This window comes from Shewanella sp. SM55 (genome assembly GCF_025654025.1).
Classification (GTDB): Bacteria; Pseudomonadota; Gammaproteobacteria; order Enterobacterales; family Shewanellaceae; genus Shewanella; species Shewanella oncorhynchi.
The window spans coordinates 129,097-144,884 of record NZ_JAKKRS010000007.1; the positions used below are offsets into that span (position 1 = coordinate 129,097).

The following is a 15,788-nucleotide window of genomic DNA, read 5'->3' on the forward strand; positions in this document are numbered from 1 at the left end:
GAGTTGATCAAACTCTTATCTAACGTGAGCGCTCTATCTCAACGCCAACCGATGCGGCAGTGGCTACTGCCCCCGGCTTCATCACGACAACTTTCACCCAAGTCACGTCAAATTCTTGAAGTAAGCAATCCGCTACACGCTCGGCAACCGTTTCGATTAACTCGATTGGATGCTCAGTAATAAGTTCTGTTAATCGATTGGAAACTGTCTCATAGCAAAGCGCATATTGATAATCGTCTGTCGCGGCGGCAGGTTTGTTATCCCACGCCATATCTAAATCTAGCAACAGGCTTTGATGGATTGTCTTTTCCCACTCATAGACACCAATCACAGTATCAACGCGTAATTGCCGTATAAGTACTTTATCCATGCTTTCTCCAACTAACTTACTACTATGAGGTCTGATAAGCTAAAAGCGATCCTAGCTGTATAATCCGCAATCTTCTGACAGATAACTAATTTGCTTTCTACTCGAGCCAATCCACAGTAGGATAACGCCCTAAAAGGATTTGCTCATTCAGAAAATATCTCAACCTCAAATGGGTGAGATATTCCACAAACCTATAGCGGGATTGACAACTGAGTCAGCTTTTTAAATTGTTGCGCGATAATACCTTAAGACGCGTAAGGAAACCAATGTGAGTCCATTAACACTGACACTTTTGATGATTTTGGCCGCCTATTTGGCAGGTTCAATCTCGAGTGCTGTGCTGGTTTGTAGAATGAGGGGTTTACCCGATCCAAGATTACAGGGTTCAGGTAATCCGGGAGCTACCAATGTACTGCGAATTGGCGGCGCGAGTTCGGCTGCCATGGTGTTGTTTTTCGACATGCTCAAAGGCGCCCTGCCATCTTATTTAGCCTATCTGATGGGCATAGATGCAGTCTCACTCGGACTTATCGCTATCGCCGCCTGCCTTGGGCATATTTATCCCGTATTTTTTGGATTTAAGGGGGGGAAAGGTGTCGCAACAGCTTTTGGTGCTATGGCTCCCATTGGCGATGATTTAGCCATTTGCTTAATGGCATCTTGGATTGTTCTACTCTTAATTAGCCGCTACTCGTCCCTTGCAGCCATTCTGACGGCATTGCTTGCACCACTTTATACTTGGTGGTTAGACGACAGATTTACCATTCCCGTTGCCATGCTATCGACGCTTATCATTATTCGTCATAAAGACAATATCCAACGGCTACTTAAAGGTGAAGAGTCCAAAGTTTCACGTAAAAAAACGCCTAAAAAATCTTAATGTGACAACATTATCCCAATAAAAAAACTGCGCTATAAGCGCAGTTTTTTTGTCTCAACATAAACTATCAACATCAAAGGCGTTTTATGCCACAGGTGGCAAGGTATCTAACGGCCATCTTGGCTGACCCTTTACCGCCAAATCTTCGTGCTGCCCCGCCTTTAAACGCTGCAATCCTGCAAAGGCAATCATGGCGCCGTTATCGGTACAAAACTCACCACGGGGATAAAACACTTGTCCACCAAGCGAGCTCATCATTTCAGCCAAGGTTTCTCTTAAGCGCGTATTCGCACTCACGCCACCGGCGATCACTAAGCGGTTATAGCCTGTTTGCTTCAGTGCACGGCGACATTTAATCGCTAGCGTATCAACCACAGCTTCTTCAAAAGCACGAGCAATATTGGCTCGAGTCTGTTCATCATTAGGTTCGGCAGCAATGGTATTAGCGGTAAAAGTTTTTAGACCCGAAAAGCTAAAATCGAGTCCAGGTCTATCGGTCATAGGCCGCGGAAACTTATACCCTGCAGGTAAACCTTTAGCAGCAAGCTTTGCTAAACGCGGACCGCCGGGATAATCCAGCCCCATTAACTTAGCTGTTTTATCAAACGCTTCACCCGCAGCATCATCAACAGACTCGCCTAATACTTCATAGCGGCCAATTCCATCGACTTTAACCAACATAGAATGGCCACCAGAGACCAATAAGGCCACAAATGGGAACTCGGGCGCGTCATCTTCAAGCATAGGCGCCAGTAGATGTCCTTCCATATGATGCACACCAATAGCAGGCTTGTCCCAAGCAAACGCCAGTGACCGCCCCACACAGGCGCCAACAAGCAAAGCACCAATCAAACCTGGGCCCTTGGTATAGGCAATCCCATCGAGATCAGCAATTTCAGTATTTGCATCTTTCAGCGCTTGACGAATAAGCGGCACAATTTTGCGCACATGATCACGTGACGCCAACTCAGGCACCACACCACCATAGTCAGCATGCAGCTTAACCTGACTGTATAAAGTATGAGATAATAAGCCCAGTTCATCGTCATAGACGGCGATACCTGTCTCGTCACAGGATGTTTCAATACCTAAAACCCGCATGGTGTCTCATCAATTGCTAACTAAAGGGCGCCAATTCTACCTGCAAGCGCTCGATTACTCCAGTCGCGCAGGCCATATTGAGTCCACTATAGGACTGAGCTCAGTTTTAGGGCTTTACAAGCCTAGGTGTCTCGGTATAAAATTCCGCACCATTTTAAATAGACTTGGTTCGAGCAATTGAACCAGAACAACCTACACCTAAGGGGTGATGGCGTATGCCAATTATTAAAGTACGTGAAAACGAACCATTCGACGTAGCTCTGCGTCGTTTCAAGCGCTCTTGTGAAAAAGCTGGTATTTTAGCCGACGTGCGTGCTCGTGAATTCTACGAGAAGCCAACTACTGCACGTAAGCGCGCAAAAGCAGCTGCAGTTAAACGTTTAGCTAAGAAGCTTTCTCGCGAAAACGCACGTCGCGTACGTTTATATTAATCTCATATGAGCCTAATTGATCAGCTAAAAGACCATATGAAACAGGCCATGATCGCCAAAGAGAAGGCGCGCTTGAGCACTATTCGTATGGCATTAGCCGCCATCAAGCAGATTGAAGTGGATACCCGCGAATCTCTGACTGATGAACAGGTTATAGCGGTCTTAACCAAAATGGTGAAACAACGTCGTGACTCAATTGCTCAATTTGAAGCAGCGGGTCGTAACGAGTTGGCCGACGTGGAAGCAGCAGAGATTCAAGTTATTGAAGCTTTCCTGCCTACCCCTCTTACAGAGGCGGAAATCGCGGCGCTCATCGATGCAACTATTGTAGAAGTAGGTGCATCCGCCATGGCGGATATGGGCAAAGTAATGGGAGCATTGAAATCTAAAGTGCAAGGACGTGCAGACATGGGCGCTATCGGCGCTATGATCCGTGCTAAATTGCAATAATTAGCGTTTCACTGTATGAACAAGCCGTGCCTATGCGCGGCTTGTTTGTTTAAATTCGCGCAAGGCGGGATTTTAAGCACTCAATGGCAATACCTCGTGATTTTATCAATGAGCTAATCGCTCGCACTGACATAGTCGAACTTATCGATCGTAAGGTGCCCTTGAAAAAGGCGGGTAAGAACTACTCGGCCTGTTGTCCTTTTCATAGCGAAAAATCACCTTCGTTTACCGTCAGCCGTGATAAACAGTTCTATCATTGCTTTGGCTGCGGTGCTCACGGCAACGCCATCGATTTTGTGATGGAGTATGACCGACTCGATTTTATTGATGCCATTGAAGATTTGGCGGGCCAGCTTGGATTAGAGGTTCCCAGAGAACAAGGCACAGGCAAGCGACATGATGACGGTTTAAGTCGTGACTTATATCAACTCATGGAAGAAGCAAGCCTTTACTTTCAAAACCAACTTAGACAACACCAAGATAAACAAAAAGTTATCGATTATCTTGCCTATCGCGGTTTATCCGATGATGTAGTAGAACATTTTGGTATTGGCTTTGCGCCAGACGGTTGGGATGGCTTATTGGGCCGCTATCGTCAGAATCAAGATGCGCAGGATAAGTTACTGACTGCGGGGATGTTAATTAGCAACGACAGTGGGAAACGTTACGACAGATTTCGTGACCGCCTCATGTTTCCTATCCGCGACAGGCGCGGACGAGTCATTGGTTTTGGTGGCAGAGTTTTAGGTGATGGCACACCCAAATACTTGAATTCTCCAGAAACGCCCATATTTCATAAGGGCAATGAGCTTTATGGTCTCTATGAACTAAAGCAACGCTATCGCGATCCAGACAAAGTACTGATCGTTGAAGGCTATATGGATGTGGTGGCATTGGCGCAATTTGGCGTCGATTATGCTGTCGCATCATTAGGCACCTCGACCACAGCAGAGCAATTCCAGCTTTTGCTGCGCAGCGCTAAAGAAGTGATTTGCTGTTACGACGGCGACAGAGCGGGTACTGAAGCGGCATGGCGCGCCTTAGAAACAGCATTGCCATTATTAAAGCCGGGCGATCAAGTGCGATTTATGTTCCTGCCTCAGGCCGAAGATCCTGATTCTATGGTTCGTAAAATTGGTAAAGATGCATTTGAAACCTTAATGGACTCTGCCATTGCACTACCCGAGTTTCTATTTGACACGTTAGCGACAAAATACGGTACAGATAAAGGCAACTTAGCGAAACAAGCTTTTATCTTAATTGAAAAAATTCAAGACACTGTGCTGCAAAATTTACTGCTTGAGAACTTGGCTCACAAGTTAGGAATGAACAGCTCAGAAGATATGAAAAAGAAGCTAGGCTTTAGCGTAAAACAAGCTAAACCAATGGCAAGTAAAGGATTAAAAGGACGCGGTACACCATTGCGACTCGCCATCGCACTGCTAGTACAACATCCTAAACTGGGTATGGGTTTACCCCCACAACCCGCACTCGCCCACTTGCAGATGCCAGGCATAGAATTGCTGCCACTGTTATTGGAGATGACTCGAGAGCAAACGTTAAACAGCGCACAACTACTTGAACAATTCCGAGAGCACCCTTACAGCGGCACTCTCCATAAATTGGCCCAATGGGACCATCAAGTGGCGGATGAAAACTTGCTCGAAAAGTTTAAACAAACCCTGGTTTGGTTGAACAATCAATATATTGAACAACGATATCAGGAATTGAGTCTAAAACAGACTCATACAAAAGAAGAGAAGATACAGCTCTCGAAGCTGATCTCAGTCATGAAAGGGTTAAACTGAGGCAAAAATGTCCTCATTCGCTGCCCCAGTGACTAGCACAGATATGTGCACACGGCTATAATTGACGATTTGCGCGGCACTTGGCTTATGCTAAGTGTCCGTCGTTGTAACAGTTTCCCAACTTGGATGATATCTATGGATCATACTCCGCAGTCGCAACTTAAGCTGTTGCTTGCCAAAGGTAAAGAGCAAGGTTACTTAACCTATGCAGAAGTGAACGATCACTTACCTGCAGACATGGTCGATTCTGACCAGATCGAAGATATTATCCAGATGATAAATGACATGGGTATCCGGGTGTTCGAAGAAGCCCCCGATGCCGATGACATGATGATGTCGGAAGACAACACAGACGAAGATGCAGCAGAAGAAGCCGCCGCAGCACTGGCAACAGTAGAAAGCGAACTTGGCCGCACAACCGATCCCGTACGCATGTACATGCGTGAAATGGGTACCGTTGAGCTTCTGACCCGCGAAGGCGAAATTGTTATCGCCAAACGCATCGAAGAAGGCATCAACACAGTTCAAAGTTCAGTCGCCGAATACCCACAAGCGATCGCTATGATCCTTGAGCAATTCGACCAATTTGAAGCCGACGAACTGCGCTTATCTGATATTATCTCTGGATTTGTAAACCCGGACGAAGATGACGTCGCCCCGACCGCCACTCACATCGGCTCAGAATTATCTGAAGAAGAGCTGGACGATGAAGATGACGAAGAAGATGACGATGACAGCGAAGATGAAGAAGAAGGCAACAAAGGGCCTGATCCTGAAGAAGCTCGTGAAAGATTCGGTCAACTCAGAGCCGCTTACGAAAGCGCACTGAAAATTATCGAAGCTAAGGGCCGTGAACACCCTGAATCGGTAAAAGCCCTCTTCGAAATCGGCGAAATCTTCAAAGAATTCCGCTTAGTGCCTAAGCAGTTTGACCGTTTAGTCAAAAGCATGCGCACTATGATGGACCGCGTGCGTGTTCAAGAACGTTTAGTATTAAAACTGTGCGTTGAACAAGCCAAAATGCCGAAGAAAAACTTCGTCAAATTCTTCACTGGCAACGAAACCAACCTCGATTGGTTCAACACTGAGAAAGCCTCAACGAAACCTTATGCCGAAGGCCTAAGAATGGTTGAAGATGACGTCATTCGTTGTCGTACCAAGCTTGCAGCAGTTGAAGAAGAAACCGGCTTAGCAATTTCTGCTATAAAAGACATCAACCGTCGTATGTCAATCGGTGAAGCCAAAGCTCGCCGTGCGAAGAAAGAAATGGTTGAAGCCAACTTACGTCTGGTAATTTCTATCGCGAAGAAATACACCAACCGTGGTCTGCAATTCTTGGACTTAATCCAAGAAGGTAACATTGGCTTAATGAAAGCCGTGGATAAATTCGAATACCGTCGTGGTTACAAATTTTCGACCTATGCAACTTGGTGGATCCGTCAGGCGATTACCCGTTCTATCGCCGACCAAGCGCGCACGATTCGTATTCCAGTACACATGATCGAAACGATCAACAAGCTGAACCGTATCTCTCGCCAAATGCTACAGGAAATGGGCCGCGAGCCTTCACCTGAAGAACTGGCTGAGCGTATGATGATGCCGGAAGATAAGATCCGTAAGGTACTGAAAATAGCTAAAGAACCTATCTCCATGGAAACCCCAATCGGTGACGATGAAGATTCGCATTTAGGTGATTTTATCGAGGATACAACCCTCGAATTACCACTGGATTCTGCGACCAGCGAAAGCTTGAAAAACGCCACTCACGAAGTGTTAGCAGGTTTAACCGCCCGTGAAGCGAAAGTGCTGCGTATGCGTTTTGGTATCGATATGAACACTGACCACACTCTTGAAGAAGTGGGTAAACAGTTCGACGTGACCCGTGAACGTATTCGTCAGATTGAAGCTAAGGCACTGCGTAAACTGCGTCACCCTTCACGCTCAGAAATCTTAAAATCGTTCCTAGATGAATAGGCTGTTACAAGCCTAAAGTCATCTAAGATGGATTGAAGCCCTGCCCATGCAGGGCTTTTTCTTGTCTTTATCATCTCAATTTATGCACAAGCACAGTATCGAAGCCTTAAATTTAGGCGACGATAGCATTTAAGTTGATTAACAGATAACCAATTGAATCAGTTGCGTGAATTTCCAGCCAAAACACGGGTGACAAGCGTAAGTAAGCTTAGTATACTTCCTCCCGCTTCAGGTAATGACGATTACCTTAAGTCGGCCCCTTAGCTCAGTTGGTTAGAGCACACGACTCATAATCGTTAGGTCCACGGTTCAAGTCCGTGAGGGGCCACCACCCGATTCAACGAAAAAGCCCATTGATCCAATGGGCTTTTTTGTATCTAAAAACTGATCTCCGCTAGTTATCACACAATATCCGTGTATTTACACATTCCCCTCGCTGAACTGTTTTAAATTTTTAGCCTATTCGATGCTATTTAAATATCCATAAAAATAGGCTCTTTGATAAGTGTTAAGCAGCAACACAATCAAAGAGCCTATTTAAAATCAATGAACTAATTCAACAAACCTCTGGTGCTAGGTTTTTAACTTGCCTAACTGCTCATGTTGCTGCTTCACTAAGTTTGCTAAAACTACACTGCTTTGCTGTGCTTCACCCGCAAGACGTGCAAGTTCAGAAGCCGAATCAGAAATGCCTGTAATATTGCGATTAACCTCTTCAGTCACCGCGCTCTGCTCTTCTGCTGCTGCCGCGATATGGGTCACTTGGCCCGAAATTTCTTCAATCTGACTCACCATAGAGTTCAATGAGTTCAGCGCTTGCTCAGTTTGAGATACGGCCATTTGTGCCCGTTCAGCGCCTTTATCTATGATGCCAGAAGCACTTTGAACTTCTTTTTGCAGTGCATCGATAAGAGTACTAATATCATTCGTCGAGCTTTGAGTCTTAGATGCCAGCGCACGGACTTCGTCAGCCACCACGGCAAAACCCCGTCCTTGTTCACCCGCTCTCGCCGCCTCAATCGCCGCATTTAATGCCAGCAGGTTTGTTTGTGCGGCAATGGAGCTGATCACCTCAAGAATACGACTAATATTCATACTGCTGTCTGCGACTTTACTCACGGCCAGCTTAGCTTCCATTGACTCTTTAGACATAGTCGCCACAAAGCCCATCGCCTTAGTCAGACTTTCTTCACTGTGACGAATGTTGCGTGACATAGCTTCTGTTTCTGCAGCGGTTTGCTCAGACGCCTTAGCAACCTCAAGTGCGGTGGCACTCATTTGGTTTACGGCCGTAACCACACTCTCAATTTCACCATATTGACGATTGACACTATCACGTGTGAGCTGGGCAATTTTCGCTGAAGCTTGGCTTTCTTCCTGAGAACGACTCGCGAGGGTTTTAAGTTCGGCAATCAAGTTTTTCAGTTTATAAATAAAGGAGTTGAAACCTTTTGCTAACGCAATCAACTCTGCATGGGAGTCCACTTCTATCGATTGCGTTAAATCGCCATCAGCGCTTGCCAAGTGTTCTACACGGCCTTGGATCATCTTTAAGGGTGAAATAATGCTACGGATCACTAGGCTAATCGTAATCACAGCAGCAATCGACACGACAACACCGACCATGAGCAACAAACTTCCCAAGGAAGTTGCCATTTCATCCATATCATGATTCAACACAATCGAACTCTTGTACGCCTGCGCAGTCGGCACTTGGATCACTAAGGACCACTCGGCATTCGCTAAAGGGATCTTAATTGGGTAGGCAACAATAATTTCATCATTGTTAACCATGTAACCCGAGTTCTTGTGTAACGAGATAATTTGTGAAGCAATAGCTGGATTTATTGACTCAGCTAAAGGACGGGCCTTTTTACTGTAATGACTTGCTGCAACCACTAAACCTCGGGTACTCAATAAAGTTACTTTCGCTTGCCCATCGTAGAGGCTCTTAGATAACTTATCGATAAGAGTTTGAAAGACGGGTAAGTTTAAATCAACACCGACCACACCGATAAACTGTTTATGCTTAAGCACTGGAACAGTTAGCGAGGTCATTAATGCTTTGTTACCGGGAGTGATTTCGTATAAATACGGCTCCATTAGACAGGGCTTTAAGGTTTCTTTACCGCATAAATACCATTCTGCATCACGGATCCCAAATTCATTTAGGCTAGTAAGGTATTTTTCTGACGAATCTTCAACCTGTTGATGTGCAACAGTGCCATTGTCATCACGGGTATAGTAAACCTCTAGGGCACCTGATGTCGTTACACTGTGGCTGGAATTAATATTCAGAAACTCAGTATCGAGCCCATCATAACCATTAGGTTCAAACTGGGCATACATGGAGGAAACTTGCGCATTCTTCTTAAGCACAGCCGCCACAGTGAGTTCTAAACGATCACGCTTTAAGGGAAGTTCTTCTGCTGTACTCTCCACCATACCGGCAAAAGAGTAAGGAATACGATAGGCTTCGTTAATAAATCCAGCGACCATTTCACCATATTCACCGGCGCGGGCTTCGAGTTTATCCCGCGTTTCAGTTTGTAGGGTATTTTGAACTTGATCCGATAATTGCGCGTTTTGAGCCGACAGTGTCCACCATAAACTGATAGATAAAATAGCCACTATCGATAAAAATAATGCTGATGTAATCCACAACAACTTAGTACTGATGGACAAATGCTTCATCTAGTAAACTCCCAAGAGAACGACAATAGCGTAATTATTATGATCTACTTTATTTTTATACTTTCTATACAGCATTAAAAATAGCACTTAGGGTAAGAATTACCAGTACTTAAGATAAAGAGTTGTCAATGGAATATAAAACTTTTGAATGACTAAATCAAAAAAAGGCCAAATTCAAATAAATGAATTCAGCCTTTAATATCAAACACTATTCTTGATTGAGTCTAGGATTAGCGTCCCCACAACCAAGCGGCGCCACGCACCCCCGATGAAGCACCATAATAATTTTTAACAACCGGTGTATGGCACTCTCGGCCAACCACATAGAGCGGCAAAATTTTTGGTAATTCGGTGTAAATAGCATCGATGTTAGACACGCCGCCGCCAAGGACGATAACATCAGGATCCATCATATTGATCACATGGGCCAATGAACGGGCTAAACGGTCAATAAAGCGGTTAAATGCTTGAGTTGCCAGCGGATCTCCCGCTTGCATCATTTGGGCAATTTCAATACCGCTGTCAGCAACACCGCCCGCAGCGCGAAAGTCGCGAACAAAGCCTGTTCCAGATATAAACGTTTCGATACAGTCTCTATTACCACAAAAACACGTCGTGGTATTAAATTCATCGGCTTTCATCCACGGTAAAGGATTATGGCCCCACTCACCACCAATACCATTGCCACCATCATGTACTTGGCCTTTAATTGCGATACCAGCACCACATCCCGTTCCAATAATGGCACCAAATACAACAGACTTTCCTGCGGCAGCGCCATCTACCGCTTCTGATACGGCAAAACAGTTCGCATCATTAGCAATTTTTACTTTACGATTTAATCGAGTCCCCAGATCCACATCAAGTGGATGACCATTGATCCAAGTTGAATTAGCGTTTTTTACTAGGCCAGTAAAAGGAGAAACAACCCCAGGAATACCAATTCCGATAGTGGCGGTTTGCTGCAGGCTGTCTTCGACTTCAGTTACCAGTGCAACCAAAGCATTGACTGTCGCAACATATTCTCTCGGTGTCGGGATGCGTTTACGAAAGACTTCGTTACCATCGCTATCTAATGCGACTACCTCGATTTTTGTGCCACCAAGATCGATACCAATTCGTAACATTCATATACTCCGTTTAAATATATTTAACGCAAAGCGGTGCATTAACAACCTGATGCATATCTGTAACTGTAGAGACGCTGCTAAGTAGAACTTTTCGTTTTAAAGTGATCTACATTAGAATTTCCAAGCGCACTATGCCTGCTGGACAAACAGCAATCAACCTCAATGTATTTAAATACACCATAGCGCATACCCGCACATGCCATTATCTGCTTATCCGATAGTACTGCGAATGTTCCTTGATTTATCCGCAGCAGAAAAACTTGGATAAAACTGTCTCCGCTTAAATCCACCTTAAAATTGATAAGGTCATTTGTAATAAAGTCTGTTTTTGCCTATGTCTGCCATTGGTTTGAATGGGTTATCGTCTTATACTTTTGAGCTCAAATATTAAAACAACAATGTTGGAAGCAAGCGATATGACTATTGGGACTGCTCCGGTAAGTAAAACACATTCATTTATGACAGTGTCTCTTATCGAATTATGGGAACGCTTTGGTTATTACGGCATGCAAGCGCTGATTGTGTACTTTATGGTGCAGCGCCTTGGCTTTGATGACTCACGTGCAAACTTAGTATGGAGTGCCTGTGCGGCACTTATTTATGTATCACCGGCGATTGGTGGCTGGGTTGGGGATAAAATTCTCGGCACCAAACGCACTATGCTGCTCGGTGCGGGGATCCTCTCTCTGGGTTATGCGCTAATGGCCGTACCCACTGAAAATACGTGGTTTATGTTTTCAGCGCTCGGTGTGATTGTGGTCGGTAACGGCCTATTCAAGCCGAATGCGGGTAACTTAGTTCGTAAGATTTACGAAGGTGACGATTCTAAAATCGACAGTGCTTTTACCATCTATTACATGGCGGTAAACGTGGGTTCGACCTTCTCTATGTTGCTCACGCCTTGGATTAAAGATTACGTTAACGCCCAGTATGGCAACGAATTTGGCTGGCACGCGGCCTTTGCTGTGTGCTGTGTCGGTATATTGGTGGGGTTAGGTAACTATGCACTCATGCGTAAGAGTCTAGTCCATTACGGTTCTGAGCCAGATACTCGCCCAGTGAACAAGAAAAACCTCGCGATTGTATTGGGTCTATCCGCATTGTCGGTTGTCGCTTCAGCCATTATTCTTGAATACGAAGCTGTTGCGCGCGTCTTCGTTTATGCAGCAGGCGTAGCCGTATTGGCAATCTTCTTCCACTTGATCCGCACCAGCGAAACCAGTGAAAGAGCTGGACTGATTGCAGCGCTGATCCTTACTGTGCAAACCGTGTTCTTCTTTATTTTCTATCAACAAATGTCAACGTCACTCGCGCTGTTTGCCCTGCGTAACGTGGATTGGGATTTTCAAGTTTTTGGTACCCACTTGTGGACTTGGTCACCTGCCCAGTTCCAAGCATTAAATCCATTATGGATTATGGTATTAAGTCCAGTACTCGCATGGAGCTATTCGTGGGCTGGACGCAATGATAAAGACTTTTCTATCGCGGCGAAATTTGCTCTCGGTTTTGCCGTTGTGGCGATTGGCTTCTTTATCTATGGCTTTGCGGGCCAATTTGCCGTCAATGGTAAAACCTCTTCATGGATCATGATCTGGGGCTATGCCTCTTACTCTTTAGGGGAATTGCTGGTGAGTGGTCTTGGACTTGCCATGATTGCTCGTTACGTACCTGCACGCATGGGCGGCTTTATGATGGGTGCCTATTTCGTCGCATCAGGTATTTCCCAGTATTTGGGCGGTGTGGTTGCTAACTTCGCCAGTGTACCCAAGGATTTAGTCGACCCACTGCAAACCTTACCCGTATACACAAGTCTGTTTAATAAACTAGGTATAGCCGCTGTGGTCTGTACCTTTATCGCACTTGCGGTATTACCTCTGATGCGTCGCCTGACTGAGACTCACCATTCACATAACAATGCTGCTGATCATGATATTAATGAAAGTGCTGCAGCATCGCTACGGGATGTGAAAGCCGAGCAGTAATGCTCGACTGACAATAGCGATTTATCTATTGCATAACATTAACTGCCGATAACCCTGCTATCGGCAGTTTTTTCATCACTTCATTCAACATCGTTTATACCCTTATATTGCTACTCATAACCAAATGAGCTTTAGTAAAAGTCATGCAATCCCACTGTGACGGGCTTAGCGCTGAGTTGCTGAGAATAAGAACTTCAGTTCCACATTATCGGCCCTCAATCACGGATGACTTCAGCCCCTCAATTTGTTACAAAGCGAGTACACACTCAGTTGTATGGCGATGCTCAAGTGCAAACTCAAATTGAATAACGAATGAAATAACAAAGGGAAAAGTGTTATCCATTAAAGCTTGAGAAGCAGTGTCGTTAACCCCATATCAATAACACTGAATACCTTTTATTCATCAAGACTGAGCCGTTAACGCTTTTTCTTAGCAATGAGCCTAGCAATGCAACGAACAATACGCCTAACACAGTTAGCGCCTCTTGTTGTCGTTAGCAAAAACGGCAGTCACTTGGAGACACTATGTCACAACAGACATCAATATTGGCCGATATTCCCTTCTCGCTATTGGAACTCGCGCCCATGCGCCAAGGCTCAACCGTGGGTGAAACACTGCACAGCAGTTTGCAGTATGCCAAGGAAGCCGACAGACTCGGCTTTAATCGTTTTTGGTTTGCCGAACACCATAATATGCCCGGTATCGCTAGCGCGGCGACCTCGGTATTAATTGGCTATATTGCTGGCAATACGCAGCGTATTCGCGTCGGCGCGGGTGGGATTATGCTGCCAAACCATGCGCCTTTAGTGGTCGCCGAACAGTTTGGTACCCTTGAAAGCTTATATCCTGGTCGAATCGATTTAGGACTGGGCCGCGCGCCCGGCAGCGATCAAATTACCAGCCGAGCACTGAACCGTGATACCAGTCGCGCCGAACAATTCCCCGAAGAAGTCAGTGAATTACAAACTCTACTTGGCCCTTACAATGGTCGCCATGCGGTGCGAGCGATTCCCGGAGAAGGCACTAATGTGCCAATTTGGTTATTGGGCTCGAGTCTCTTTAGCGCACAGTTAGCGGCGCAGCGTGGTTTGCCCTATGTGTTTGCGGGCCACTTTGCACCACGTTTTCTCTACGATGCGATTGAAATCTATCGCCGCGACTTTAAACCTTCTCAAGTGCTTGATAAACCCTATGTGATGCTTGGCTTGCCGTTAGTTGCCGCCGATACAGATGAAGAGGCCCAATATTTGGGAACGACCTCAAAACAGCGCGTGCTGGCACTTATCCGTGGTCACGAGTTATGGCTAAAGCCACCAGTTGATACTATGGATGGCTTGTGGAGTGCGCAAGAAGAAACCTATGTCGATAATTTCTTAGGTTTATCAGTTACTGGTGGCCCAGCGACGATTAAGCATCGTTTGGAAATGATCGTAAAAGAACTCGGCGTGAATGAGTTTATCTTTACCAACGACTTGTATGATCTTGATAAACGCAAGAAAGCATTACAGATCCTAATGGAGATTAAAAAGTAGCGATTCAGTAAACTGACTCGTTCTAAAAGTCATTGGCAGTCAAAACGACTGCCATAAAAAATCCCGCAGAAGCGGGATTTTTATTGGGCAACACTGTCATCTAAAACCTTTTTATATCAAAGCAATATTAGCTTTTCAGTACGGCATTAAAGCTGGCGTTAAGAATACCAAGGCCTGCATCAATTTGTGCATCCAGCGCCGTTAATGGCACCAAAATACGCAGCACATTACCGTAAGTACCGCAGGATAATAAAATCAATCCACGGTTACGAGCTTCAGCCAACACTTGCGCGCAATAGTGCGGTGCAGGTTTACCCTCTTCCATCAATTCGATGGCGATCATAGCGCCTAAACCACGCACATCGGCGATTTGCGCATGTTCGACCTGCATTACATTCAGGGCAGACTTAATTCGCTCACCAATGGCATTAGCCCTTTCTAGCAACTTTTCTTCTTCAAACACTTCAATGACAGCAAGCGCAGCGGCGCACGCTAACGGATTACCACCATAAGTACCGCCAAGACCACCGGGACCCACTGCATCCATGACTTGGGCGCGGCCAGTAATGCCCGAAAGTGGGAACCCACCCGCGATAGATTTAGCAAAGGTCGTGATATCTGCAGCAACCCCCATTTGCTCCATAGCGAAGAAAGTGCCAGTACGGCCCGCGCCTGTTTGCACTTCATCGGCGATCAGCATAATACCTTCACGGTCGCATAGTGCGCGTAAACGTTGCATAAAGGCGGGCGATGCGGCGTAGAAACCGCCCTCGCCCTGCACTGGCTCTAAAATAATGGCGGCGATATCACTCGGCTCGGCATCATTTTTAAAGATACGTTCAATCGAGGCCATAGCATCATCATCGGACACGCCATGCATTTCGCACGGGAACTCGGCGCGGAACACATTCGCCGACATCAGTCCCATACCTTTACTGTAAGGCGCGACTTTTCCGGTCAATGCCAAGGCCGCAATAGTGCGACCATGGTAGCCCGAGGTAAACGCAATCACGCCAGCACGTTTGGTATAGGCACGCGCCACTTTAACTGCGTTTTCAACCGCTTCTGAACCACTAGTGAATAGTGCCGTCTTCTTGGCAAAATCCCCAGGAACCAGTTGATTGAGCTTTTCACATACTTGGATATAGCTCTCGTAGCCGAGCACCATAAAACAGGTATGGGAAAAATTATCCAGCTGAGCCGCAACCGCCGCCTTCACTTTAGGATGAAGGTGGCCCGTATTGAGCACGGCAATGCCGCCCGCAAAATCGATAAACTCGCGACCTTCAACATCCCACACAGTCGCATTTTCGGCGCGGGCGGTAAAAATAGGGTGAATTTGCCCGACACCACCCGCAACTGCGGCTTGGCGACGTGCCATCAATGAATCATTGGTTGTTGTCATTTAGTCTTCCTCACTCGCCAAATCGGGCCG

12 protein-coding genes and 1 tRNA gene are annotated in these 15,788 nt (G+C 45.9%); 8 read left to right on the forward strand and 5 right to left on the reverse strand.

The features are described from left to right. Positions 1 to 19: 19 nt before the first annotated feature. Positions 20 to 370 carry a dihydroneopterin aldolase gene (folB, locus tag L5L91_RS11070; protein ID WP_263236528.1) on the reverse strand — a complete coding sequence of 117 codons (351 nt, stop codon included), beginning with the start codon at positions 368 to 370 and terminating at the stop codon, positions 20 to 22. A gap of 268 nt (positions 371 to 638) precedes the next feature. On the opposite strand from folB, the gene plsY reads away from it, so the two are divergent. After that, positions 639 to 1,250, forward strand: a complete 612-nt coding sequence (gene plsY, locus L5L91_RS11075; RefSeq protein ID WP_028760867.1) for a glycerol-3-phosphate 1-O-acyltransferase PlsY — start codon at positions 639 to 641, stop codon at positions 1,248 to 1,250. Between the two features lie 84 nt (positions 1,251 to 1,334). Here plsY and tsaD read toward each other — a convergent pair whose 3' ends face one another. Further along, entirely contained in the window at positions 1,335 to 2,351 is a 1,017-nt protein-coding gene (tsaD, locus tag L5L91_RS11080) for a tRNA (adenosine(37)-N6)-threonylcarbamoyltransferase complex transferase subunit TsaD (protein WP_219250066.1), read from the reverse strand. Between the two features lie 215 nt (positions 2,352 to 2,566). Between tsaD and rpsU the strand changes: the two genes are divergently transcribed. The 5 genes from rpsU (at position 2,567) to L5L91_RS11105 (ending at position 7,345) form a co-directional block, all read left to right on the forward strand. Continuing rightward, complete coding sequence (gene rpsU, locus L5L91_RS11085) at positions 2,567 to 2,782, forward strand: 30S ribosomal protein S21 (protein ID WP_006080725.1); 216 nt, start codon at positions 2,567 to 2,569, stop codon at positions 2,780 to 2,782. Positions 2,783 to 2,788: 6 nt separating this feature from the next. Further along, positions 2,789 to 3,232, forward strand: coding sequence for a GatB/YqeY domain-containing protein (locus tag L5L91_RS11090; protein ID WP_028760869.1), 444 nt, complete (start codon positions 2,789 to 2,791; stop codon positions 3,230 to 3,232). Positions 3,233 to 3,315: 83 nt separating this feature from the next. Next, positions 3,316 to 5,040 carry a DNA primase gene (gene dnaG / locus L5L91_RS11095; RefSeq protein ID WP_173246187.1) on the forward strand — a complete coding sequence of 575 codons (1,725 nt, stop codon included), beginning with the start codon at positions 3,316 to 3,318 and terminating at the stop codon, positions 5,038 to 5,040. A gap of 135 nt (positions 5,041 to 5,175) precedes the next feature. Beyond that, complete coding sequence (gene rpoD, locus L5L91_RS11100) at positions 5,176 to 7,014, forward strand: RNA polymerase sigma factor RpoD (RefSeq protein ID WP_105249892.1); 1,839 nt, start codon at positions 5,176 to 5,178, stop codon at positions 7,012 to 7,014. A 254-nt stretch (positions 7,015 to 7,268) separates the two neighbouring features. After that, a tRNA-Ile gene (locus L5L91_RS11105) sits at positions 7,269 to 7,345 on the forward strand. Positions 7,346 to 7,587: 242 nt separating this feature from the next. On the opposite strand, the gene L5L91_RS11110 is transcribed toward L5L91_RS11105, so the two are convergent. After that, positions 7,588 to 9,708, reverse strand: coding sequence for a methyl-accepting chemotaxis protein (locus tag L5L91_RS11110; protein ID WP_263236530.1), 2,121 nt, complete (start codon positions 9,706 to 9,708; stop codon positions 7,588 to 7,590). A 230-nt stretch (positions 9,709 to 9,938) separates the two neighbouring features. Continuing rightward, entirely contained in the window at positions 9,939 to 10,835 is an 897-nt protein-coding gene (gene mak / locus L5L91_RS11115) for a fructokinase (protein ID WP_028760873.1), read from the reverse strand. A 419-nt stretch (positions 10,836 to 11,254) separates the two neighbouring features. On the opposite strand from mak, the gene L5L91_RS11120 reads away from it, so the two are divergent. Beyond that, positions 11,255 to 12,820 (forward strand): peptide MFS transporter, encoded by a 1,566-nt coding sequence (locus tag L5L91_RS11120; RefSeq protein WP_028760874.1) that lies wholly within the window; start codon positions 11,255 to 11,257, stop codon positions 12,818 to 12,820. Between the two features lie 525 nt (positions 12,821 to 13,345). Then, positions 13,346 to 14,353 (forward strand): LLM class flavin-dependent oxidoreductase, encoded by a 1,008-nt coding sequence (locus L5L91_RS11125; protein WP_263236532.1) that lies wholly within the window; start codon positions 13,346 to 13,348, stop codon positions 14,351 to 14,353. 127 nt (positions 14,354 to 14,480) lie between these two features. Here L5L91_RS11125 and gabT read toward each other — a convergent pair whose 3' ends face one another. Continuing rightward, positions 14,481 to 15,758 carry a 4-aminobutyrate--2-oxoglutarate transaminase gene (gabT, locus tag L5L91_RS11130; protein ID WP_263236534.1) on the reverse strand — a complete coding sequence of 426 codons (1,278 nt, stop codon included), beginning with the start codon at positions 15,756 to 15,758 and terminating at the stop codon, positions 14,481 to 14,483. Positions 15,759 to 15,788: the final 30 nt, after the last annotated feature.